We start from the raw sequence: 23,606 nt of genomic DNA, 5'->3' as shown, positions 1-23,606 counted from the left end.
CGCAAACAGTTAGCGGAACTTACCCTTTCAGGATGAACTACCCAGGACCTTCATGCGGAAAACATTGCCGTTGCAAGGCTGGGGTTGTCTATTATGACGAATTCTTAAAGCGTGAAATTGAATTCTGCCAGTGGGATGACGCTTCGTTTTTTTTCTACACAGACTCTATTCGTGTGGTCAAAAAAGTCAATGCTCACGGCGGTAAAATAATAAGCCATGAGGCAATTCACTAATTCAAAAGAGTGTCCTGAGATAGCTACATAATGAATAATAAGAGTGCCCAGAAGCAAGCGCATCACTGGAATAGTGAGCTTAGTGTCTTGAAAATAAAGTTTTTTTGATCAAGTGAAATGATGCCGACAGCTAAAAGTAACGAACCACCGCTCGCCATGGTTAAAAGGTTAAAATAGAATTTCCAGGGGTGTTTAGAGCAATAAACATAATACTTCTCATAGGTTCCGTTGAGCCAGCCAATAAAAACTCCGGTCCTCAGAGCTTTACTTGTATGCCAGATGTAGAAAATACCGCCTAAGCAGAATGCGAGAGAAATCAAAAAATCTAAAATAGCCATCTTAATAATATCCTTATTCTTCTTGATTCATCTATTGCTTTTTTTTCATAAAATAAGTGAATTTTAAAGTGATAGACACTGTCATCGCATTTGATGCTTTTTGAGCAATGCCCTTAACTGATGGTAGGTCAAACCCAGCAGTTCAGCCGCCCGTTTCTGGTTGTATTTCGCCATCTTCAGGCTTTGCTCCAGCAGCTGTTTCTCCTGGTCGTGCTGGAACTGGCGCAAATCAAGGGGAAGAGCAGGGGCGTCGCCTGGAGATGCTGGTGGGGGCAAGGACGGGGCGCTGCGCTGAAAAGGATCGATAATAATGTTATCCAGCTCCGTTTCGCTGCTGCCGTGGCGATAGACGGAACGCTCCACGACGTTTTTCAGCTCGCGGATATTGCCCGGCCAGTGGTACGCGAGCAGCGTCTCCCGTGCATAATCGCTGAAGCCGGGGAACAGCGGCAGTCCGAGCTCACGGCACATCTGAATCGCAAACTGGTCTGCAAGCAGCATAATGTCGCTTCTTCGCTCGCGCAGCGGAGGAAGCTGCACGACGTCAAAGGCCAGGCGGTCGAGCAGGTCGGCACGGAATGTTTCCTCCGCCACCCTCTCCGGCAGGTTGGCGTTAGTGGCGCACACCAGGCGCACGTTCACCTGGAGCGGCTGGCTACCGCCGACGCGCTCCAGCTCGCCGTATTCAATCACGCGCAGCAGTTTCTCCTGCACCAGCATGGGCGCGGTGGCCAGTTCATCAAGAAACAGCGTACCGCCGTCGGCGCGCTCAAACCGTCCGGGATGGCGTTTCTGGGCGCCGGTAAACGCACCCGCTTCATGGCCGAAGAGCTCGGTATCGAGCAGGTTTTCATTCAGCGCCGCGCAGTTCAGGGAAATGAAGGGGCCGTCCCAGCGCCCGGATAAGTAGTGCAGACGGTTGGCGATGAGTTCCTTACCCGTACCGCGCTCGCCGATAATCAGCACCGGTTTATTGAGCGGCGCCAGGCGAGACACCTGTTCCAGCACCTCCAGAAAGCTGTTTGCTTCGCCGAGTAAATTGTCTTTGTATCCGGGCATGATGAAATTAACCACTCCTTAGCGATATTCACCAGGCAAGAATAGTTCTTCACTGCATGAAAATCAACCATGGCCTGTTAAATCAATAAGATAAAAACTTGGCATGATGTTTGTATTATCTGTACAGCAGGGCATTGCCCGATAACAGAACTATGAGGAGTCAATTATGGGTATTTTTTCTCGTTTTGCCGACATCGTGAACGCCAACATCAACTCACTGCTGGAGAAAGCGGAAGATCCGCAGAAGCTGGTGCGTCTGATGATTCAGGAGATGGAAGACACGCTGGTTGAAGTCCGCTCTACCTCCGCCCGCGCGCTGGCTGAGAAAAAACAGCTTACGCGTCGTATTGAACAGGCCACCGCTCAGCTGAATGAATGGCAGGAAAAAGCAGAACTCGCGCTGCGCAAAGACAAAGAGGATCTGGCCCGTGCGGCGCTGATCGAAAAACAGAAGCTGGCAGAGTTGGTTGCGACGCTCGAGCATGAAGTGACCCTGGTGGATGACACGCTCACCCGCATGAAGAAAGAGATTGGCGAGCTGGAAAACAAGCTGAGCGAAACCCGCGCGCGTCAGCAGGCGCTGACCCTGCGTCACCAGGCGGCAAGCTCCTCCCGCGGCGTGCGTCGTCAGCTTGACAGCGGTAAGCTGGATGAAGCGATGGCCCGTTTTGAATCGTTTGAGCGTCGTATCGACCAGATGGAAGCGGAAGCCGAAAGCCACGGCATCGGTAAGCAGAAGTCCCTGGATCAACAGTTCGCTGACCTCAAGGCCGATGATGAAATCAGCGAGCAGCTGGCGGCACTGAAAGCCAAAATGAAGCAAGACAACCAATAATAATGCCTGCGGCACCTGAACGTGCCGCATCGTAAGACAAGGAGTACACATGAGCGCGCTTTTTCTGGCTATTCCCCTGACGATTTTCGTGCTGTTCGTTTTGCCGATTTGGTTATGGCTGCACTACAGCAACCGTTCCTCACGGGGCGAACTTTCCCAGAGTGAACAACAGCGTCTGATACAGCTCTCCGATGAGGCGAACAAAATGCGTGAACGCATTCAGGCGCTGGAAGCCATCCTGGATGCTGAACATCCAAACTGGAGGGACCGTTAATGTCTGGACTGAATCTGAACAAAAAGCTGTGGCGAATTCCACAGCAGGGCATGGTGCGCGGCGTCTGCGCCGGGCTGGCTCACTATCTTGACGTCCCGGTTAAGCTGGTACGCGTGGTGACGGTGCTGTCGATCTTCTTCGGTCTGGCATTTATTACACTGGTTGCGTACATCGTGTTGTCGTTTGTGCTTGACCCGATGCCGGAAGGAGAACTGGCGGCGGAAGGCGCTCCCACCAGCAGCGATCTCCTCAATGCTGTGGATGCGCAACTCGCCGCCGGTGAGAAGCGGTTACGGGAAATGGAACGTTATGTCACATCCGATACCTTTACGCTGAGAAGTCGTTTCCGTCAGCTTTAAGAGAGAAATGAGATGAAACAACACTGGCAACAGGCCGGTCAGAAGGTAAAACCCGGCCTGAAAATCGCAGGTAAGCTGGTCCTGATGACCGCGTTACGTTACGGTCCGGCTGGGGTAGCGGGGTGGGCGATTAAATCGGTTGCCCGCAAGCCGGTCAGAATGGTACTGGCCGTGGCGCTCGAACCGCTGTTGCAAAAGGTGGCGAAACGGCTGTCACGCCGCTACTTATCCCAGTAGTTTCCGCTCGCAGCAGCCCTTTCTCTTCCAGGAGAGGGGCTGGCGATGATTACCCGCACTTCCTCATTTCACCTGCTTTCTTTGCGGCAGCTCACAATATTGCGCTGAGCTGCTTTGCAATCGCATTTTTCTCCTGCCCGGTCCGTTGACAGATATTTTTCATGGGAGTAGATTGCCATTCCGTGGGACCGCTACCATGGAAAATCAAGTGAACGAAAAAATTAAAGCACTCATTAATCTTGTTTATGGAAAAACGTTTTCTGAAGCACATCTTCATATGCTGCTGGAAAATATTGAAAAGGCCGCCTCTGTTATTACGGAAAGGCGTAAAATGGGCTGGGACGAAAAAGATATCGTTCTGATAACCTATGCCGATCAGTTTTCCGCGAAAGGGGAGAAAGCACTCCCTGTTTTTACGCGTTTTTATAACAAATGGCTTTCGCATTCTTTTTCTCATGTCCATCTTTTGCCTTTTTATCCGTGGTCTTCGGACGATGGCTTTTCTGTTATTGATTATCATGAAGTTGCGCCTGAAACGGGAACATGGCGAGACGTTGCTGAATTAAAACAGTCAACCAGTTTGATGTTTGATTTCGTCTGCAATCATATGTCGGCCAAAAGTGCCTGGTTTGCTAATTATCTGAAGCAAATGCCGGAATATGATGATTTCTTCATTTCTGTCGATCCCGAGACAGATTTATCCGCGGTGACGCGTCCGCGCGCCTTACCGCTTCTCACGCCTTTCACACTTCATGATGGCAGCGTGCGACATCTGTGGACCACCTTCAGTGAGGACCAGATCGATCTCAACTTCGCCTCTCCGCAGGTACTGATTGCGATGGTCGACGTGCTGCTGCATTACCTTATTGAAGGGGCGCGGTATATTCGACTGGATGCCGTAGGGTTCATGTGGAAAATACCGGGAACGAGCTGCATTCACCTTGAGCAAACCCACCAGCTCATCCAGCTTTTCCGCGCCATTACCGAGGCGGTTGCCCCCGGCACGGTGATTATCACCGAGACGAACGTTCCGCATAAAGATAACGTCTCTTACTTCGGTAACGGCGAAAATGAAGCGCAGATGGTTTATCAGTTCTCGTTGCCTCCGCTGGTGCTGCATGCGGTGCACAGCCAGGATGTCAGCACGCTGAGACAGTGGGCTGCGTCGCTGGCGTTGCCTTCCACCAAAACCACCTGGTTCAACTTCCTGGCCTCGCATGACGGCATTGGTCTTAACCCATTGCGCGGAATTTTACCGGAGTCGGAGATCCTTTCGCTTGTAGAAAAGCTCCAGACCGAAGGTGCGTTGGTTAACTGGAAAAATAACCCGGATGGCACACGAAGCCCATATGAAATTAACGTGACCTATCTGGATGCCTTAAGTACGCGAGAAAGTCATGATAGCGAACGCATTGCCCGGTTTATTCTGGCCCATGCTGTCCTGTTAAGCTTCCCCGGCGTGCCTGCGGTTTATATTCAAAGTATTCTCGGCTCCCGTAATGATTATGATGGCGTAGAGCGTCTTGGATATAACCGTGCGATAAATCGTGAAAAATATGCCGCGGGTCAAATTGATTGCGCGCTTGAAGATAAAAATAGTCTCCGTTATCAGGTTTACAGTGCGTTAAGTCAGTTAATCGTATTGCGCCGGGCGGAAAAAGCATTCCATCCTGACAGTGAGGCTTATTTCAGTGCGTCAGGGAAGCATGTTTTAAAAATTGTCCGCGTGGCGGATTGCGGTGAGAAAATAACAGCGTTGTTTAATTTCAGTGATAATTCTCAAACGGTTGAGTCCGATATTCACTCGGGAAGGGAATTGATTAGCGGAAAAGATATTACCGACACGACTCTGATCCTAAATCCATGGCAGGTATTGTGGATTAAAGAAAACTAAAAAGGACCTTAAACATGAAAATACCCAGAATTGTGCTGATATCAGCACTGGTTTCGTGCGCCCTGTTATCAGGCTGTAAGGATGACAAAGCGTCCTCTGTCACCATTGAGTTTATGCACTCGTCGGTAGAGCAGGAGCGTCAGGCCGTTATTACGAAACTGATCGATAAATTCGAGAAAGAGAACCCGGGCATCACGATAAAACAGGTACCGGTAGAAGAGGATGCCTACAACACCAAGGTGATTACGCTGGCGCGAACCGGTGCGCTGCCTGAAGTGATTGAGGTCAGCCATGACTATGCAAAAGTGATGGATAAAGAACAGCTTCTGGATCGTGACGCAATCGCTGAAGCAATTAAGGCGGTGGGGGAAAACACCTTCTATGACGGCATCTTGCGCGTTGTTCGCACGGAAGATGGCGCAGCCTGGACGGGCGTGCCGATCAGCGCCTGGCTCTCCGGCGTGTGGTACCACAAAGATGTGCTGGCCGCGGCGGGCATTGAGGAGCCGCATAACTGGGAACAGCTTCTGCAAGCCAGCCAGCGCCTGAACGACCCGGCTAAAAAACATTACGGCATCGCGTTACCGACTGCGGAAAGCGTGATGACCGAACAGTCGTTCTCTCAGTTTGCCCTTTCTGGTGGCGCGAACGTGTTTGATGCAAAAGGGAATGTCGACATCGATACCCCGGAAATGGCCAAAGCGCTGGCGTTTTATAAAGCGCTGGCTGCGACCACCATGCCGGGTTCGAACGATGTTATGGAGATCAAAGACGCCTTCATGAACGGTTCTGCGCCGATGGCGGTTTACTCCACCTACATCCTGCCCGCCGTCTACAAGGACGGAAACCCTGCCAACCTGGGCTTCGTTGTCCCGACTGAAAACTCATCGGCGGTGTACGGCATGATCACCTCGCTGACGATCACCACCGGACAAACCGAAGAGGAGACCAAAGCGGCCGAGAAGTTTGTTACCTGGATGGAACGGGCTCAAAACGCGACGGACTGGGTCATGATGTCGCCGGGCGCGGCGCTGCCGGTAAACAAAGGGGTGGTGGGCACGGATACCTGGAAAAACAACGACGTGATTAAAGCGTTTGGGCAGTTGCCATATGAGCTGATTGCACAGTTCCCGAACGTGCAGGTGTTTGGCGCTGTTGGGGATAAAAACTTCACCCGCATGGGCGACGTGACGGGCTCCGGCATTATCAGCTCCATGGTACATAACGTCACGGTGGGGCAGAAGGACCTTAACACAACGTTAAGCAGCAGCCAGAAGCGACTGACTGATCTCATTACACAACGATAGGAGCGCTCTGCGGAAGGAAATTATGAAGACGTTGTTTTCTGGTCGTTCAGATATGCCTTTCGCCATGCTGCTGTTGGCCCCCAGCCTGATTCTGCTGGGGGGCCTGGTGGCCTGGCCAATGATTTCCAATATTGAAATCAGTTTTTTACGCTTGCCGCTCAACCCGCGCATTAGCGCCGTGTTTGTCGGCCTGGACAATTACATTCGCATCCTCGGCGATGCCGCTTTCTGGCACTCGCTGTGGATGACTTTCTGGTACACCGCGCTGGTGGTGATTGGCAGCACGGTGCTGGGGCTGGCCGTGGCCATCTTCTTTAATCGCGAGTTTCGGCTGCGTAAGACGGCACGTTCACTGGTGATTTTATCCTACGTCACGCCGTCTATTTCGCTGGTGTTTGCCTGGAAATACATGTTCAACAACGGCTACGGCATTGTGAACTATCTGGGCGTAGACCTGTTGCACCTGTATGACCAGGCGCCGCTGTGGTTCGACAACCCGAACAGCAGCTTCGTACTGGTGGTGCTGTTCGCGATCTGGCGTTACTTCCCGTACGCGTTTATCTCATTCCTGGCGATTTTACAAACTATTGATAAATCCCTGTATGAAGCGGCGGAAATGGACGGCGCGAATGCCTGGCAGCGTTTTCGGATCGTCACGCTGCCCGCGATTATGCCGGTGCTGGCCACGGTGGTCACGCTTCGCACCATCTGGATGTTCTACATGTTTGCTGACGTCTACCTGCTGACCACCAAGGTCGATATTCTGGGCGTCTATCTTTACAAAACCGCTTTCGCTTTCAACGACTTGGGTAAAGCAGCGGCCATTTCTGTGGTGCTGTTCGTGATCATCTTCGCTGTGATTCTGCTGACCAGAAAAAGGGTGAACCTCAATGGCAACAAATAAACGCGTACTGAGCCGTATTGGTTTTTATCTCGGGCTGGCGGTATTTCTGATCATCACGCTCTTCCCGTTCTTCGTGATGCTGATGACGTCATTCAAGAGCGCCAAAGAGGCGATCTCGCTCCACCCAACCATTCTGCCGCAGGCGTGGACGCTGCAGCATTACATCGACATCTTTAACCCGCTGATCTTCCCGTTTGTGGATTACTTCAGAAACAGCATGGTGGTGTCGCTGACCTCATCGGTGATTGCCGTGTTTCTCGGTACGCTGGGCGCTTACGCCTTGTCCAAGCTGCGCTTTAAGGGCCGCACGACGATCAACGCGAGTTTTTACACCGTCTACATGTTCTCCGGCATCTTGCTGGTGGTGCCGTTGTTCAAAATCATCACCGCGCTGGGGATCTACGACACCGAGCTGGCGCTGATTATCACCATGGTGACGCAGACGTTACCGACGGCGGTGTTCATGCTGCGCAGCTACTTCGACACCATCCCGGACGAAATAGAAGAAGCCGCGATGATGGACGGCCTTAACCGCCTGCAAATCATCTTCCGTATTACCGTACCGCTGGCGATATCCGGGCTCGTATCGGTGTTTGTCTACTGCTTCATGGTGGCGTGGAACGACTATCTGTTTGCGTCCATTTTCCTGTCCAGCGCCAGCAACTTCACCTTGCCGGTCGGGCTGAACACGCTCTTTAGCACACCCGATTATATCTGGGGTCGCATGATGGCGGCATCGCTGGTGACGGCACTTCCGGTGGTCATTATGTACGCCCTGTCCGAACGTTTTATTAAAAGTGGTTTGACCGCCGGTGGCGTGAAGGGCTGAGGCGGCCAATTTTAACAAGGAGTCAATCATGAAAAAATTAGTTGCGACAGCGCCACGTGTGGCGGCGCTTGTGGAATATGAAGATCGTGCTGTGGAAGCACATGAAGTGAAAATTCGTGCCCGCTTTGGTGCCCCGAAGCACGGCACTGAAGTGGTCGATTTCCGCGCCGCAAGCCCGTTTATCGATGAAGAGTTTAACGCGGAGTGGCAGATGTTCACGCCGCGTGAAGAGGGCGCAGCGCGCGGTATCGAGTTCGGTAAGTTCCAGCTGGGCAACATGATTGTTGGCGACATCATCGAATGCGGTGCGGACGTCACGGAATACCAGACTGGCGATCGCGTTTGCTGCTACGGTCCGCTGCAGGAGACGGTTATCGTGAATGCCGTCAACAACTACAAGCTGCGCAAAATGCCGCAGGGCGCCTCGTGGAAGAACGCCGTTTGCTACGATCCGGCACAGTTTGCCATGAGCGGCGTGCGTGATGCCAACGTCCGCGTGGGCGACTTTGTTGTCGTGGTCGGCCTGGGTGCCATCGGACAGATTGCGATTCAGCTGGCGAAAAAAGCGGGCGCGTCAGTTGTTATCGGCGTTGATCCGATCGAACACCGCTGCGAGATCGCCCGTCGTCACGGTGCGGACCACTGCCTGAACCCAATCGGCACAGACGTTGGTCTGGAAATTAAAAAGCTGACCGGAAAGCAGGGCGCAGACGTGATCATCGAGACCAGCGGCTTTGCCGATGCGCTGCAGTCCGCGCTGCGCGGCCTCGCCTACGGCGGCACCATCTCCTACGTTGCGTTCGCTAAACCGTTCTCAGCAGGCTTTAACCTGGGGCGTGAAGCGCATTTCAACAACGCGAAGATTGTCTTCTCCCGCGCCTGCAGTGAGCCAAACCCGGATTACCCGCGCTGGAGCCGCAAGCGTATTGAAGAGACCTGCTGGGAACTGCTGATGAACGGTTATCTGAATTGTGAAGATCTGATCGACCCGGTCGTGACCTTCACCAGCAGCGCTGAAAGCTACATGAAATATGTGGATCAGCATCCGGAACTGAGCATCAAAATGGGCGTCACTTTTTAAGCTAAGGAAAGCAACTCATGAAAATCGCAACACAAAATCAGGCCTTTTTCCCGGGCAATATCCTGGAGAAATTCGAGTACATCAAAGCGATGGGTTTCGATGGCTATGAAATTGACGGCAAGCTGCTGGTGGAAAATCTTGCCGAGGTGAAAGCGGCGATTAAGGCCACCGGCCTGCCGGTCACGACCGCCTGCGGCGGATACGATGGCTGGATTGGTGACTTTATCGAAGAGCGTCGTCTGAACGGTTTAGCGCAGATTGAACGCATTCTGGAAGCCCTGGCCGAAGTGGGCGGCAAGGGCATTATCGTGCCTGCAGCCTGGGGAATGTTTACCTTCCGTTTGCCGCCGATGACCTCTCCACGCAGCCTGGAAGGCGACCGCAAAGCGGTGAGTGCGTCGCTGCGCTGGCTGGATGAGGTGGCCGCGCGCACCGGAACCACCGTCTACCTGGAGCCGCTGAACCGCTATCAGGATCACATGATCAACACCCTGGCTGACGCACGACGCTATATCGAAGAGAACGGCCTCAAGCATGTGCAGATCATCGGCGATTTCTATCATATGAACATTGAAGAAGATTCGCTGCCGGAGGCGCTGCATCAGCACCGCGATCTGCTGGGCCATGTGCACATCGCCGATAATCACCGTTACCAGCCGGGAAGCGGTAGCCTCGATTTTGCCAGCCTGTTCAATCAGCTGCGTGCGGATAATTACCAGGGCTATGTGGTATACGAGTGTCGCGTGCGCGCTGAGGATCCCGCTCAGGCTTACCGGGATTCACTCACTTATTTACGCGAATGCTAAGGATGACGAGCGTGATGAGTGCTTCAACAACGTCGCCACTGCGCGTCGCCATCATTGGCGCCGGGCAGGTTGCGGACAAAGTGCATGCCTCGTATTACGCCACGCGCAGTGATGTTCAGATGGTGGCTGTCATGGACAGCCGCCTCGAACAGGCACAGGCTTTTGCGGAGCGCCATGCCATACCGTCGGCGTGGCAGGACGCGTGCGCCATGCTGGAGGCGGTTAAGCCGGACGTGGTGAGCGTTTGTTCGCCAAACCGATTCCATTTTGAGCATGTGATGGCAGCGCTGGAGGCCGGCTGTCATGTGATGTGCGAAAAACCGCCTGCCATGACGCCGCAAGAGGCCGACGAGATGCGGATCGCTGCCCGCAAGGCGGGCAAAGTGCTGGCATATGACTTCCATCACCGCTTTGCGCTCGATACGCAACTGCTGCGCGAGGCCGTGATGAACGGAACGCTGGGCGAAATCTACTTCACCTCGGCGCAGGCGCTGCGGCGCTGCGGCGTGCCGGGCTGGGGCGTCTTCACCAATAAAGCGCTGCAGGGCGGTGGGCCGCTGATTGACATCGGTATTCACATGCTGGATGCCGCGATGTACGTGCTGGGTTTCCCGGCGGTCAAAAGGGTCACGGCGCACGGTTTCCAGAGGCTGGGAACCCGGAAAAGCAGCGGCCAGTTTGGCGAGTGGGATCCTGCTCAGTTTACGGTGGAAGATGCCCTGTTTGGCACCATCGAATTCTGCAACGGCGGCATTTTGCGTCTGGACACCTCATTCGCGCTGAATATCCGCGAGCAGTCGATCATGAATGTCGCGTTTTGCGGTGAAAAAGCGGGGGCGACGCTTTTCCCGGCACATATTTATCAGGATGACGCCGGGGCGTTACAGACCCTGATTCAGCGTGAAGAGGCTGACGATCAGCGCCATTTACGCAGCATGGAGGCCTTTGTCCGCCACGTGCAGGGAGAGCCCGTAATGATTGCAGATGCTGAACAGGGGCTGGTGATTCAGCAGCTTGTCGCGGCGCTTTATCAGTCGGCAGAAACAGGAGAAAGCGTAACAATATGCTGAGCGTGTCTGTATTAACCGATCCGGGCTTTTGTCCGCACAGTCTGAATAAGTACGCGTCCATTATGGCATGCGGTAACGGCTACATGGGCATTCGCGCTGCGCATGAAGAAGATTACACCCAGCAAACCCGAGGGATGTATCTTGCGGGCTTGTATCACCAGGCGGGACGTAACGAGACCACCGAGCTGATCAATTTGCCCGATATCACCGGTATCGAGGTTGAGCTGGACGGGGTGAATTTTACCCTTCTGTCCGGGGACATTCTTGAGTGGCAGCGCGAGCTGGCGTTTGCCAACGGCGAGCTGCATCGCCGCGTTGTCTGGCGCTCGCCCAACGGAAAGCGCTATCGCCTGGAGAGTCGTCGTTTTGTCTCTCTCGATCAGCTGCCGCTTGTGGCCATGCAGCTTGCGATCACCCCGCTTGACGCAACCTCGCAGGTGGTGATGAAAACCGGTATTGATGCCACACAAACCAATACCGGCCGTCAGCATCTGGATGAAATTTCTGTCAGGGTATTCGACCAGCACTATATGCAGGGTGTGTATGAAACACAGGACCGGGACTCTGACGTTGTTATCTCGGCTTTTTGTCAGCTATCAGCAGACAGCGAAAGCTGCTTTACCGCTAAAAATCGTCGGCTCTCTGCTCACTATTCCCTGACGATACCGCAGGGTGACACTGTCACGCTGGATAAGTTGGTCTGGGTGGCCCATCGCAGCGATAAAGCCCTGTCGCAGGAGTCTTTCGCGCGCGGCGCGCTGGCGGATCTCAAGGTTTGTGCGGCAAGGGGATATGCCTCGCTGCTGGAGAGTTCAACCTGCGCATGGGAAGACGTATGGCGTGACGCCAGGGTGGAAGTGGCTTCTGCATCTCCTGACGATCAGATGGCGCTGGACTATGCCGTCTGGCATCTGACCACCATGACGCCAGCCCATGATGAGCGGAGCAGCATTGCCGCTAAGGGCTTGACCGGCGAGGGGTATAAAGGCCATGTCTTCTGGGACACCGAAATATTCATGCTGCCTTTCCATCTTTTCACTCGTCCGCAGGTGGCCCGCAGTCTGCTGCGCTATCGCTGGCTGAACCTGGCCGGGGCCCGGGAAAAAGCCCGCCGCAACGGCTGGCCGGGCGCGCTGTTCCCGTGGGAGAGCGCCGCAAGCGGCAAAGAGGAGACGCCGGAGTTTGCAGCCATCAACATCCGTACGGGCATGCGGCAGAAAGTGGCCTCCGCCCTGGCCGAACACCACATTGTGGCGGACATTGCCTGGGCCGTTGTGGCCTACTGGCAGGCCACGCGTGATGACGCATTTATGCGCAATGAAGGGCTGACCCTGCTGGTAGAGACGGCAACGTTCTGGATGGGCCGCGCTACGGAGATTAACGGGCGCCTGGAAATTCATGATGTGATTGGGCCGGACGAATACACCGAACATGTGAATAACAACGCCTACACCAACTATCTGGCCTGGTACAACGTGGCCAGCGCATGTCGGTTTATGTCGATGTTTGAGCGTGAAGATGCCTGCTTCATGGAGAAGGCGACCACCTTCCTGGCCCGCTTGTGGCTGCCGGAAGCCGACGCCGGGGGCGTTATCCCGCAGGACGATTCGTTCATGGCGAAACCGGCGATCGATTTAAGCCGCTATAAAGCCAAAGCGGGTAAGCAGACCATCCTGCTGGATTACTCTCGCGCGGAAGTTAACGAGATGCAGATCCTCAAGCAGGCTGACGTGGTGATGCTTAACTATCTGTTGCCGGAGAAATTTACCCCCGACCAGTGCGCGGCCAACCTGGCGTTTTACGAGCCACGTACGATCCATGACTCTTCGCTGAGCAAGGCCATTCACGGCATTGTGGCCGCCCGCTGTGGCGATACGGAAGGGGCCTACGCCTTCTGGCGCGCTGGCGTGGCTATCGATCTGGGCGACGATCCGCACAGCAGCGATGACGGCATTCATGCCGCTGCCACGGGGGCTATCTGGTCCGGCGTTATTCAGGGGTTTGCCGGCATGCAGATTGTTGAGGGCGAGCTGCACCTTGCGCCGAAGCTACCCGCTCGCTGGCGAAAACTTGCCTTCCCGCTGCGCTGGCAGAACGCTCGCCTGCGCTTCACGTTTGAAAATGACGTTTTAACCATCGAGACCACCGCGCCCGTCACGTTAACCCTGTGGGGAAAAACGGTATGCGTATCGGAGCAGCAGGCACTGTCTCGTAGGGAATTTCTTACGTCTTTTAATGGGACCGCTACCACGGAGGCCAGCCATGAAGCCTGAAGCTGTTGTATTCGATCTTGATGGGGTCATCACCGATACGGCGCATCTCCATTTTCTCGCCTGGCGTTCGGTCGCACAGGAGATCGGCATCACTATCGATGAGGTGTTCAACGAGGAGCTGAAGGGAATTAGCCGCATGGAATCCCTGCAGCGGATCCTGCGACACGGTGGGAAAGAGGGGGCGTTTGACGACAAACAATGCCTGGCGCTGGCGGGGAAGAAAAATGCGCTCTACGTCGCATCGCTGTCGTCGTTGACCGAGGCGTCACTGCTGCCGGGCATCCGGGAGGTGCTGGCGGACATTCGGGCGGCGAAGGTCAAAATTGGGCTCGCCTCCGTTTCCCTCAACGCTCCTGGAATACTGCATGCCCTGGGTATTCATCGCGCCTTTGATTTTTGCGCCGATGCTTCCCGTATCGTCTGTTCAAAACCGGACCCGGAGATCTTCCTCGCCGCGTGTGCAGGCCTGGACGTCCGCCCCGAGGCGGCCATTGGGGTCGAAGATGCGCCCGCGGGCGTGGCGGCGATCAACGCGGCGGGCATGCTGTCGGTCGGGATTGGCTCAGGCCTGGCCCATGCGGGACTACAGCTTCATTCGACGCAGGAACTGACCTGGAAATGCCTGACCGATTTCTGGGCCTCCCGGGCGTATTGATAAGGAATTAAAAATGGCACAACTGTCACTGAAACATATTCAGAAAATTTACGATAACCAGGTCCACGTGGTGAAGGATTTTAACCTCGAAATCGAGGACAAGGAGTTTATCGTTTTTGTCGGCCCGTCTGGCTGCGGTAAATCGACGACGCTGCGCATGATTGCCGGGCTGGAGGAGATTTCCGCCGGTGAACTGGTGATCGACGGCGTTTGTATGAACGATGTGCCCGCCAAATCGCGTGACATCGCCATGGTGTTCCAGAACTATGCGCTTTATCCGCATATGACGGTCTACGACAACATGGCGTTTGGCCTGAAGATGCAGAAAATCGCTCCGGCGGTTATCGAAGAGCGCGTCAACTGGGCGGCACAGATCCTCGGCCTACGGGAGTACCTCAAGCGTAAACCCGGCGCGCTGTCCGGTGGCCAGCGTCAGCGCGTGGCGTTGGGCAGGGCGATAGTGCGGGAAGCGGGCGTGTTCCTGATGGATGAACCGCTCTCCAACCTCGATGCCAAGCTCCGCGTGCAGATGCGAGCTGAAATCAGCAAGCTTCACCAGAAGCTCAATACCACGATGATTTACGTGACCCACGATCAGACGGAAGCCATGACGATGGCGACCCGCATTGTGATCTTAAAAGACGGCATTATTCAGCAGGTCGGGGCACCGAAGCAGGTATACAACGAGCCGGCAAACATGTTTGTTGCGGGGTTCATTGGCTCGCCAGCCATGAACTTTGTTCGTGGTGCCATCGACGACCGCTATTTCGTCACGGAAACGCTGCGCCTGGCGATCCCGGAAGACAAGCTCGCGTCACTGCAAGCCGCTGGATATCAGCGTAAAGCTGTGGTCTTTGGGATCCGCCCGGAAGATATTCTCACCCAGCAGAGTAGCGGTGAAAATATCGCGGCGAAAGTCAGCGTAGCCGAACTGACCGGTGCGGAGTTCATGCTCTACGCCACCGTTGGCGGCCATGAGCTGGTGGTTCGCGCGGGAGCAGCGAATGATTATGCCGCAGGGGATAATATCGGTATCCAGTTCGATATGAATAAGTGCCATTTCTTCGACGCCGATACCGAAGCGGCTATTAGATAAGAAAGGTGTTTGCCGGAAATGCAAATTTCCGGTTTTTTGTTTGTTAATTATAAAGGGAATATTTTATGAGTACTCTACTAAAAAGTGCTGCGCTCGTGCTGTGCGCAGGGGTGAGCTGCGCACATGCAACAGAAACGGCTAAACAATGGGAATTTAATATTGGCGCGATGTATGAAATTGAAAACGTCGAAGGCCAGGGAGAAGATAAAGACGGATTATATGAACCCTCCGTGTGGTTTAATGCGACCTGGGATGCCTGGACTATTTCGCTGGCGATGTATCAGGAAGGACCGGTTGATTATAGCAGCATGACCCGTGGGACCTATTTCGACCGCCCGGAATTTGAATTACGCTATCGTTTTATTGGTACCGATGATTTCACGTTCGGTCTGACCGGTGGTTTCCGTAATTATGGCTATCACTTTAAGGATGAACACGGCGCCAGAGACGGCAGCGCAAATATGCAGCGCTACAAAATTCAGCCGGACTGGGATATTAAATTAACCGACGACTGGCGTTTCGGCGGCTGGTTTGCCATGTACCAGTTTGCCAACGATCTGGAAAAAACAGGCTATTCAGACAGCCGCGTCGAAACCGAAACGGGCTTTACCTGGACCATTAACGACACCTTCGCCGCTAAAGTGAATTACTATTTAGAGCGCGGTTTCAATATGGACGGTTCACGTAATAACGGCGAGTTCTCCACTCAGGAAATTCGCGCCTACCTGCCTATTTCATTGGGTCAGACGACTTTAACGCCTTACACCCGACTGGGGCTCGATCGCTGGTCGAACTGGGACTGGCAGGACGATCCTGAGCGTGAAGGACATGATTTCAACCGTCTGGGTATGCAGTACGCCTATGACTTCAACAACGGTTTATCCATGACGCTTGAATACGCCTACGAATGGGAAAACCATGACGAGGGTAAAAACGACCGCTTCCACTATGCGGGCGTTGGGGTAAATTACGCGTTCTGACCCGTGGGTCTTCCAGGGGCCTGGTGCCCCTGGTTTTAGCGCAGCGAGGCCGCCAGTAAAAAATGGGTATCAACCAGCACTTTTTGCGGGGCGGGGTGACCCGCAATACGCCTGAAGAGAAGATCGCAGCTCTCTTCCCCCAGTTTGCGGGTGGGGATATCAAAGCCGCCTGGTGCGGGCGTTAAAATGAGAGACAGCATCGGGTCACTGTATCCGGCTATCACCACCTGTTCCGGTATCATCAGATTTAACTCGTCCGCCGCGCGATAAAGGCCGAGTAACTTCATGCTGTCGGTAGCAAATACGGCATCAGGCGGCGTGGGTGAAGAGAGCAGTTCCAGAGCCGCCTTAAGCGCACTCTCATGGGTATAACCACCATCCATGATCCAGTCCGGGTTAATCGCAATATGGTGCTTTTCCAGACTGGCTTTATAACCCGCCAGGCGATCGATCGAAACATGATATTCAAGCGGCGCATGCAGGCAGGCAATTTTCCGGCGGCCGTTTTTGATAAAGGTTTCCGTCAGCGTGGCGCTGTCATGAAAATTATCCGTGTCGACGGAATAAATATTCTGATACTCACCTTCCACTTTGCCGATAACCACTACCGGTACGCCATACGCGTCCAGCGTGGTGAAAAAGGATTCATTTGCGGGTGAACTCAGCATGATGATCCCTTTGATCATCTTCTGTTTTATTTTACTCACGCATTTCAGGAGATCGTCTTCACTGCTTTTTGAGGTTTGTAAAATAACATCGAATCCTTCTTCTTCCGCTTTTGCCGTAATGGCATGAAGAACATCGGAGAAAAAAGGATTGCCGGCAGTGGTTTTGGTTGAACGGGTCGAAATAACCATAATGGCATCGAATCCTGAAGAGGTCAGGGCACGGGCCAGTTTGTTGGGCTGATAATTTAATTCGTCAATCGCCTTCAGCACTTTGTCACGCGCTTCAGGAGAAATATTCGTTTGTTTATTCAGAACGCGGGAAACGGTTGATTTCGATACGCCCGCAACCCGTGCGATATCATAAATGGTGGGTGACATACACCTTACTCACTCAGGACTGACAGCAATGGCGTTCATCTTACTGGAGAAAAAACGGCAATAGCAATAAATAAGAATTGATAATCAACGATCTGCCCCCATTTATTGTATTCTGAAGCCATGCATTCAAGGCTTCCAGGCAACGAAGGACGGCGATGAAGCGACTTAAAAACGAAATCAATTCACTGGTAAACCGCGGCGTTGACCGTCATCTTCGACTGGCGGTGACGGGGTTGAGCCGAAGCGGTAAGACGGCGTTTATCACCGCGATGGTGAACCAGCTCCTGAACCTGCACGCCGGGGCGCGTCTGCCGTTGCTTGGCGCGGTGCGGGAAGAGCGTCTGCTGGGCGTTAAGCGCGTTCCACAGCGTGATTTTGGCATTCCCCGTTTTACCTATGACGAAGGGCTGGCACAGCTTTATGGCGACCCGCCCGCGTGGCCGACGCCGACGCGAGGGGTCAGTGAAATTCGTCTTGCGCTGCGTTTCCGCTCGAATGAATCCCTGATGCGCCATTTCAAGGATACCTCCACGCTATATCTTGAAATCGTCGATTACCCCGGCGAATGGCTGCTCGACCTGCCGATGCTGGCGCAGGATTACCTCAGCTGGTCACGCCAGATGACGGGATTGCTGCAGGGGCAACGCGCCGGGTGGTCGGCCAAATGGCGACAGCTGTGCGAAGGGCTGGACCCGCTTGCGCCAGCAGATGAAAACCGTCTGGCGGCCATTGCCGACGCCTGGACGGCGTATTTACACCAGTGTAAACAGGAAGGGTTACACTTCATTCAGCCGGGGCGCTTTGTTCTGCCGGGTGATTTAGCGGGCGCGCCTGCGCTTCAGTTTTTCCCCTGGCCGGATGTGGACGGGGTTGGCGAGTCGACGCTGGCGCAGGCTGATAAGCACACTAACGCAGGGATGCTGCGCGAGCGCTACCATTACTATTGTGAAAAAGTGGTTAAGGGATTTTATAAGAACCACTTTTTACGATTTGACCGTCAGATTGTGCTAGTGGATTGTCTGCAGCCGCTCAACAGCGGGCCACAGGCATTCAACGATATGCGCCTTGCCCTGACGCAGCTGATGCAAAGTTTTCACTATGGACAGCGAACGCTGTTCCGCCGTCTTTTCTCACCGGTGATCGATAAACTGCTCTTTGCGGCCACAAAAGCCGATCACGTCACCGTCGACCAGCATGCCAATATGGTGTCGCTGCTACAGCAGCTGGTACAGGACGCCTGGCAAAACGCCGCCTTCGAAGGGATCAGCATGGATTGCCTTGGGCTCGCGTCCGTGCAGGCGACGCAAAGCGGGCTAATTGACCTTAACGGCGAGAAAATACCGGCATTACGCGGCAACCGGCTCAGCGACGGTGAACCACTTACTGTCTACCCAGGCGAAGTGCCTGCGCGGCTGCCGGGCCAGGCCTTCTGGCAGAAACAGGGCTTTCAGTTTGAAGCCTTCCGCCCGCAGGCCATGAGCGTCGACAGGCCTTTACCGCACATCCGTCTGGATGCGGCACTGGAGTTTTTGATTGGAGATAAGTTGCGATGACGGAACCGTTAAAACCGCGCATTGACTTTACCGGAACGCTTGAGCAGAACCCTCAGGAGGCGTTCAAAACGGCGCAGACGTTCAGCGGTACCCAGGCCGATAACTTTGCCCCGGCGCTGCAGGACGAGCCGGTTGTTGAGGATGGTCCGGCGGAGGCGGTCGTGGACGCCGCGCTGCGTCCAAAACGCAGCCTGTGGCGCAGGATGGTCACTGCCGGTCTGGCGCTGTTTGGCGTAAGCGTGGTGGGTCAGGGCGTGCAGTGGACGATGAATGCCTGGCACACGCAGGACTGGGTCGCGCTGGGCGGATGTGCCGCAGGCGCGCTGATTGTGGGGGCTGGCGTCGGGTCGGTTGCCACCGAATGGCGTCGACTCTGGCGTCTGCGACAGCGCGCGCACGAGCGTGATGAAGCGCGGGATCTGCTCCACAGTCACGGCACCGGGAAAGGGCGCGCGTTCTGTGAAAAGCTGGCCAGCCAGGCCGGAATCGATCAGTCGCATCCGGCGCTTCAGCGCTGGTATGCCGCCATCCATGAAACTCAGAATGACCGGGAAGTGGTGACGCTCTATTCCCACATGGTACAGCCGGTGCTGGATGCTCAGGCGCGGCGCGAAATCAGCCGTTCTGCGGCGGAATCCACATTGATGATTGCCGTCAGCCCGCTGGCGCTGGTCGATATGGCTTTTATCGCCTGGCGTAACCTGCGCCTGATCAACCGTATTGCGAACCTTTACGGCATAGAGCTGGGTTACTACAGTCGGATCAGACTGTTTAAGCTGGTCCTGCTCAATATCGCGTTTGCCGGGGCGAGTGAGCTGGTGCGCGAAGTGGGCATGGACTGGATGTCGCAGGATCTGGCGGCGCGTCTTTCTGCCCGTGCGGCTCAGGGCATCGGTGCGGGATTATTAACCGCACGCCTGGGGATTAAAGCGATGGAAGTCTGCCGTCCGCTGCCCTGGATTGACGGCGATAAGCCCCGGCTGGGGGATTTCAGGCGTGAACTGATCGGCCAGCTCAAAGAGACGCTCAATAAAAAACCTTCGCCGTGAGGTTTTGTTCACTAATCGTGCTGGCTGTCAATATTTGTTGACAGCCATCTTCCCGATCACCGTGTTCTGACATATCATTTTATTGTTATTGGCTTAAAACGGTGAATTTCCCATGCGTCTTGAAGTCTTCTGTGAAGACCGTCTCGGTCTGACCCGCGAATTACTCGATCTTCTTGTTTTACGTAGCATTGATTTACGTGGCATTGAGATCGATCCTGTCGGGCGAATTTACCTCAATTTTGCCGAAATTGAATTTAATACCTTCAGCAGCCTGATGGCGGAAATCCGCCGTATCGCTGGCGTTACGGATGTACGCACCATTCCCTGGATGCCGTCCGAGCGTGAGCACCTGGCGCTGAGCGCGCTGCTGGAAGCCATGCCTGAACCGTTCCTCTCTCTGGATTTGAAAAGCAAAGTTGAGCGCGTTAACCACGCGAGCTGCCAGCTTTTCGCGCAGAGCCAGGAGAAGCTGAGCAATCATCACGCCGCGCAGCTGATCCCCGGTTTTAACTTCCAGCGCTGGCTGGACAGCAATCCGCAGAACACGCACAGCGAGCATGTGGTGATTAACGGGCAGAATTTCCTGATGGAGATCACGCCGGTCTATCTGAAAGGGGAAGGGAATACCCGCGTGTTGACCGGGGCGGTGATCATGCTGCGCTCGACGCTACGCATGGGTCGTCAGCTGCAAAACCTCTCCAGTCAGGATGTTGGCGCGTTCAGCCAGATTATTGCCGTCAGCCCGAAAATGCGTCATGTGGTTGATCAGGCGCGTAAGCTCGCAAGCCTGACCGCGCCGCTGCTGATTACCGGCGATACCGGCACCGGGAAAGACCTGCTGGCTCACGCCGTGCATCTGGCGAGCCCGCGTGCGGCTAAGCCTTATCTGGCACTTAACTGTGCCTCTATCCCGGAAGATGCCGTTGAAAGCGAGCTGTTTGGTCACGCGCCGGAGGGCAAGAAAGGGTTCTTCGAGCAGGCTAACGGCGGCTCCGTGCTGCTGGACGAGATCGGCGAAATGTCGCCGCGTATGCAGGCTAAGCTGCTGCGTTTCCTGAACGACGGCACGTTCCGCCGCGTCGGTGAGGATCACGAGGTGCATGTGGACGTGCGCGTCATTTGCGCCACCCAGAAGAACCTGGTGGAACTGGTGCAAAAGGGGATCTTCCGCGAAGATCTCTATTACCGCCTTAACGTCCTGACGCTGAATATTCCGCCGCTGCGCGATTGCCCGCAGGACATCATGCCGCTTACGGAGCTGTTCGTCGCCCGCTTTGCCGATGAGCAGGGGGTTCCTCGTCCGAAGCTGTCTGCCGATCTGGGCACGGTGCTTATGCGCTACGGCTGGCCGGGGAACATTCGTCAGCTCAAAAACGCCGTATATCGCGCGCTGACCCAGCTTGAAGGGTATGAGCTGCGTCCGCAGGATATCCTGTTGCCGGATTACGACGCCGGAACGGTATCGGTAGGGGAAGAGGCGATGGAAGGGTCGCTTGATGACATCACCAGCCGTTTCGAGCGTTCTGTGCTGACGCAGCTGTACCGCAGCTATCCCAGCACCCGCAAACTGGCAAAACGCCTGGGCGTCTCGCACACCGCGATCGCCAATAAGCTACGCGAGTATGGTTTGAATCATAAGAAAGGTGACGAATAACAAAAAAGCCTCTGCAAAGAGGCTTTTTACTTTTCATATTAAGTTTATTCCTTCGCCAGCGGCGTGTTAACGATGTCTGTTTTTGTCTCGCCCTGAATCGACGCAATCCTGCTTTCGACCTCTTTCACCTGCTGCGGGCTGTGGAGCAGGGTATAGGTCAGATCAAACTGCGCGCTGGCACCCGGCTGCAGCTGCTTAACCCGCTTCTGTTGGCGTTCAATCGTCACGGGGTAGGCGTAGCTGGTGCCCGGTTCAATGCCCGTGACATAACCCTGCTTCAGCGTATCGGTGTTTTTCCATAAGGTCAGCACGGGCAGCTGGCGCGTATCAAACTGGATGGATGCGCCTTTATCTCCGGCTTTATTGACCACCGCCGCGAGCGTTTCGTGGTTGTTGTCGGCGAGCGGCTGAATGTTAAAGACCATCTCATCAAAGCCTTTTGTCGGCCCGGCATAGGTTTGCCAGTCGTTAACGCCCGCTTTGGCGTAGTCATTGAATGGGCTTACGCTCGCCGCTGGCGCAAGGAAACGTGCGCCTTCTTCGAGGATCGGCGTCCCGAAGTTGCTGTGATAGATGATTTGGTAATCGTGAGGGTAATCGGCATGGTTAGTGAGAACATCATGCAGGCTGAACTGGTTGGTTCCGGGAACGTAGCGCAGTTCGGTCATGGTCTGCAGATCCGCTTTTTTGAACGTGCTCTCTTTGATCAAACCCCGAACGCGGATCTCATGCGGGGCGGCATCCGCCACCTCAACTTCCACCTGCGATACCGGGGTATTCCCGGCCCTGCCATGCAGGGTGTAAATTTGCCCGTCCGCCGTGACAGGGTGACCTGTCCACTCGTAGCCACAGCGCACCATCATCTCGTTGAAACCATCCAGCCAGCCGAGACCGTTGCGGCTCTCAAGGTTGATATAAGCCGGATTCACGACCTCTTTGACAGGGGAATCCCACCCCAGTCGGGTGCCAAACCCTTCAACGTGCAGAAGGTTCATGCCGCGGGTCGGGCTCAGGGTAATCGTCAGGCCATCTTTACTGCTAATAATGATGACTTTACTGCCTTCCTGCTTGCCGCCGTGCAAGACTTTTTGCTCAATGCTGAACGTCTGATCTTTAACTTTCAGCTCATTACTCGAAATCTTCCAGTTTCCTTTCTCTACGCTGCTTTCAGCACTTGTCAGCACCCAGGTTTTAGCCGCGGCATGGCCAGAAACCAGGACCGCCAGGAGCGTAAAAGCGAATTTGATCTTCATATTTTATCCTTTTTGCTGAAACGATTATTTACTTTCGTAAGCAAATCTAATGTTTAGACAAAAAGGGAAATGTGATGGGCTTCACTGAGGTTAAAATTAGGTGATTTTAACAATTAGAATGCGTTAATGATCACGCGGGAGTTACATATTGCTGTCTTTATTGCATGATTTTTGTGATCGATGAATATTTTAGCTTTAACGATTCAGCTTTTTTCTAATAAAAAACCCCGCCGTGGCGAGGTTGAGAATAAGTTGTATAGAATGCTAAGGACTTATTATGCTTTCAGCACGTCCAGCGCGGCAGTGTAGTCCGGCTCGGTGGTGATTTCGTTAACCAGTTCGCTGAAGACAACAGTGTCGTTTTCATCAAGAACCAGTACAGCACGTGCTGCCAGACCCTTCAGTGGGCCTTCCGCGATGCTGACGCCGTAGTTCTCGAGGAAATCAGCGCTGCGCAGGGTGGAAAGGGTGATAACGTTGCTCAGGCCTTCGGCACCGCAGAAACGGGACTGGGCAAACGGCAGGTCAGCGGAAATGCACAGCACCACGGTATTGTCCATTTCAGTCGCCAGCTGGTTGAATTTACGCACGGATGCGGCACAAACGCCGGTATCAATGCTTGGGAAAATGTTCAGTACTTTGCGTTTGCCCGCAAACTGAGCCAGTGTGACGTCAGACAGATCTTTAGCCACCAGAGTAAAAGCCTGCGCTTTGCTGCCAGCCTGCGGAATGGAACCTGCTACAGCAACCGGGTTGCCCTGGAAATGAACGAGTTGTGACATAGATATCTTCCTGTTTACATATAGTTAACGTCGTGGCTA

23 protein-coding genes are annotated in these 23,606 nt (G+C 54.4%); 18 read left to right on the top strand and 5 right to left on the bottom strand.

Features of this window, described 5'->3' with window-relative positions; genetic code table 11:
• Positions 1–295: 295 nt before the first annotated feature.
• Both AA74_RS0119215 and pspF read right to left on the bottom strand, forming a co-directional pair.
• Positions 296–571 carry a hypothetical protein gene (locus tag AA74_RS0119215; RefSeq protein ID WP_008501233.1) on the bottom strand — a complete coding sequence of 92 codons (276 nt, stop codon included), beginning with the start codon at positions 569–571 and terminating at the stop codon, positions 296–298.
• 81 nt (positions 572–652) lie between these two features.
• Positions 653–1,645, bottom strand: coding sequence for a phage shock protein operon transcriptional activator (gene pspF, locus AA74_RS0119210; RefSeq protein WP_162790895.1), 993 nt, complete (start codon positions 1,643–1,645; stop codon positions 653–655).
• A 151-nt stretch (positions 1,646–1,796) separates the two neighbouring features.
• On the opposite strand from pspF, the gene pspA reads away from it, so the two are divergent.
• The 15 genes from pspA to AA74_RS0119135 all read left to right on the top strand — a co-directional run bounded on the left by pspA (position 1,797) and on the right by AA74_RS0119135 (position 16,230).
• Positions 1,797–2,465, top strand: coding sequence for a phage shock protein PspA (gene pspA / locus AA74_RS0119205; protein ID WP_025913069.1), 669 nt, complete (start codon positions 1,797–1,799; stop codon positions 2,463–2,465).
• A 49-nt stretch (positions 2,466–2,514) separates the two neighbouring features.
• Positions 2,515–2,739 (top strand): envelope stress response membrane protein PspB, encoded by a 225-nt coding sequence (gene pspB, locus AA74_RS0119200; RefSeq protein WP_008501236.1) that lies wholly within the window; start codon positions 2,515–2,517, stop codon positions 2,737–2,739.
• Positions 2,739–3,098: an envelope stress response membrane protein PspC gene (gene pspC / locus AA74_RS0119195; protein ID WP_008501237.1), complete on the top strand. Its 360-nt coding sequence runs from the start codon at positions 2,739–2,741 to the stop codon at positions 3,096–3,098. The genes pspB and pspC overlap by 1 nt, the downstream gene beginning before the upstream one ends.
• A 12-nt stretch (positions 3,099–3,110) precedes the next feature.
• Positions 3,111–3,335: a phage shock protein PspD gene (gene pspD / locus AA74_RS0119190; protein ID WP_023292260.1), complete on the top strand. Its 225-nt coding sequence runs from the start codon at positions 3,111–3,113 to the stop codon at positions 3,333–3,335.
• Between the two features lie 196 nt (positions 3,336–3,531).
• A complete protein-coding gene (locus AA74_RS0119185) occupies positions 3,532–5,229 on the top strand; it encodes a sugar phosphorylase (protein WP_025913068.1) in 1,698 nt (565 codons plus the stop codon).
• A gap of 14 nt (positions 5,230–5,243) precedes the next feature.
• Positions 5,244–6,536, top strand: a complete 1,293-nt coding sequence (locus AA74_RS0119180) for an ABC transporter substrate-binding protein (RefSeq protein ID WP_025913067.1) — start codon at positions 5,244–5,246, stop codon at positions 6,534–6,536.
• A gap of 22 nt (positions 6,537–6,558) precedes the next feature.
• A complete protein-coding gene (locus AA74_RS0119175; protein ID WP_008501242.1) occupies positions 6,559–7,440 on the top strand; it encodes a carbohydrate ABC transporter permease in 882 nt (293 codons plus the stop codon).
• Positions 7,427–8,269: a carbohydrate ABC transporter permease gene (locus AA74_RS0119170; RefSeq protein WP_008501243.1), complete on the top strand. Its 843-nt coding sequence runs from the start codon at positions 7,427–7,429 to the stop codon at positions 8,267–8,269. Before AA74_RS0119175 ends, AA74_RS0119170 begins: the two co-directional genes overlap by 14 nt.
• A gap of 28 nt (positions 8,270–8,297) precedes the next feature.
• Complete coding sequence (locus AA74_RS0119165; RefSeq protein WP_025913066.1) at positions 8,298–9,350, top strand: zinc-binding alcohol dehydrogenase; 1,053 nt, start codon at positions 8,298–8,300, stop codon at positions 9,348–9,350.
• Between the two features lie 17 nt (positions 9,351–9,367).
• A complete protein-coding gene (locus AA74_RS0119160; RefSeq protein ID WP_025913065.1) occupies positions 9,368–10,156 on the top strand; it encodes a sugar phosphate isomerase/epimerase in 789 nt (262 codons plus the stop codon).
• An 11-nt stretch (positions 10,157–10,167) separates the two neighbouring features.
• Positions 10,168–11,226: a Gfo/Idh/MocA family protein gene (locus tag AA74_RS0119155; protein ID WP_025913064.1), complete on the top strand. Its 1,059-nt coding sequence runs from the start codon at positions 10,168–10,170 to the stop codon at positions 11,224–11,226.
• Positions 11,220–13,499, top strand: coding sequence for a glycoside hydrolase family 65 protein (locus tag AA74_RS0119150; RefSeq protein ID WP_025913063.1), 2,280 nt, complete (start codon positions 11,220–11,222; stop codon positions 13,497–13,499). The genes AA74_RS0119155 and AA74_RS0119150 overlap by 7 nt, the downstream gene beginning before the upstream one ends.
• A complete protein-coding gene (pgmB, locus tag AA74_RS0119145; protein WP_025913062.1) occupies positions 13,489–14,154 on the top strand; it encodes a beta-phosphoglucomutase in 666 nt (221 codons plus the stop codon). Before AA74_RS0119150 ends, pgmB begins: the two co-directional genes overlap by 11 nt.
• A 13-nt stretch (positions 14,155–14,167) precedes the next feature.
• A complete protein-coding gene (locus AA74_RS0119140; protein ID WP_025913061.1) occupies positions 14,168–15,250 on the top strand; it encodes an ABC transporter ATP-binding protein in 1,083 nt (360 codons plus the stop codon).
• A gap of 65 nt (positions 15,251–15,315) precedes the next feature.
• Positions 15,316–16,230, top strand: a complete 915-nt coding sequence (locus tag AA74_RS0119135) for an OmpG family monomeric porin (RefSeq protein ID WP_008501250.1) — start codon at positions 15,316–15,318, stop codon at positions 16,228–16,230.
• Positions 16,231–16,265: 35 nt separating this feature from the next.
• On the opposite strand, the gene AA74_RS0119130 is transcribed toward AA74_RS0119135, so the two are convergent.
• Positions 16,266–17,276 carry a LacI family DNA-binding transcriptional regulator gene (locus AA74_RS0119130; RefSeq protein WP_008501251.1) on the bottom strand — a complete coding sequence of 337 codons (1,011 nt, stop codon included), beginning with the start codon at positions 17,274–17,276 and terminating at the stop codon, positions 16,266–16,268.
• 155 nt (positions 17,277–17,431) lie between these two features.
• Here AA74_RS0119130 and AA74_RS0119125 point away from each other — a divergent pair, with 155 nt between their 5' ends.
• The 3 genes from AA74_RS0119125 to tyrR all read left to right on the top strand — a co-directional run bounded on the left by AA74_RS0119125 (position 17,432) and on the right by tyrR (position 21,532).
• Complete coding sequence (locus AA74_RS0119125) at positions 17,432–18,829, top strand: YcjX family protein (protein WP_023292267.1); 1,398 nt, start codon at positions 17,432–17,434, stop codon at positions 18,827–18,829.
• Positions 18,826–19,878, top strand: a complete 1,053-nt coding sequence (locus tag AA74_RS0119120; RefSeq protein ID WP_021240274.1) for a YcjF family protein — start codon at positions 18,826–18,828, stop codon at positions 19,876–19,878. The genes AA74_RS0119125 and AA74_RS0119120 overlap by 4 nt, the downstream gene beginning before the upstream one ends.
• 112 nt (positions 19,879–19,990) lie before the next feature.
• Positions 19,991–21,532 (top strand): transcriptional regulator TyrR, encoded by a 1,542-nt coding sequence (gene tyrR, locus AA74_RS0119115; RefSeq protein ID WP_008501254.1) that lies wholly within the window; start codon positions 19,991–19,993, stop codon positions 21,530–21,532.
• A gap of 44 nt (positions 21,533–21,576) precedes the next feature.
• On the opposite strand, the gene AA74_RS0119110 is transcribed toward tyrR, so the two are convergent.
• Both AA74_RS0119110 and tpx read right to left on the bottom strand, forming a co-directional pair.
• Positions 21,577–22,785: an aldose 1-epimerase family protein gene (locus tag AA74_RS0119110; RefSeq protein ID WP_021240272.1), complete on the bottom strand. Its 1,209-nt coding sequence runs from the start codon at positions 22,783–22,785 to the stop codon at positions 21,577–21,579.
• A gap of 275 nt (positions 22,786–23,060) precedes the next feature.
• Positions 23,061–23,567 (bottom strand): thiol peroxidase, encoded by a 507-nt coding sequence (tpx, locus tag AA74_RS0119105; protein WP_008501256.1) that lies wholly within the window; start codon positions 23,565–23,567, stop codon positions 23,061–23,063.
• Positions 23,568–23,606 lie beyond the last annotated feature (39 nt).

This window comes from Enterobacter sp. 5-4, from assembly GCF_000612205.1.
Taxonomy (GTDB): Bacteria; Pseudomonadota; Gammaproteobacteria; order Enterobacterales; family Enterobacteriaceae; genus Enterobacter; species Enterobacter roggenkampii.
This window is presented reverse-complemented; position numbering and strand designations above follow the sequence as displayed.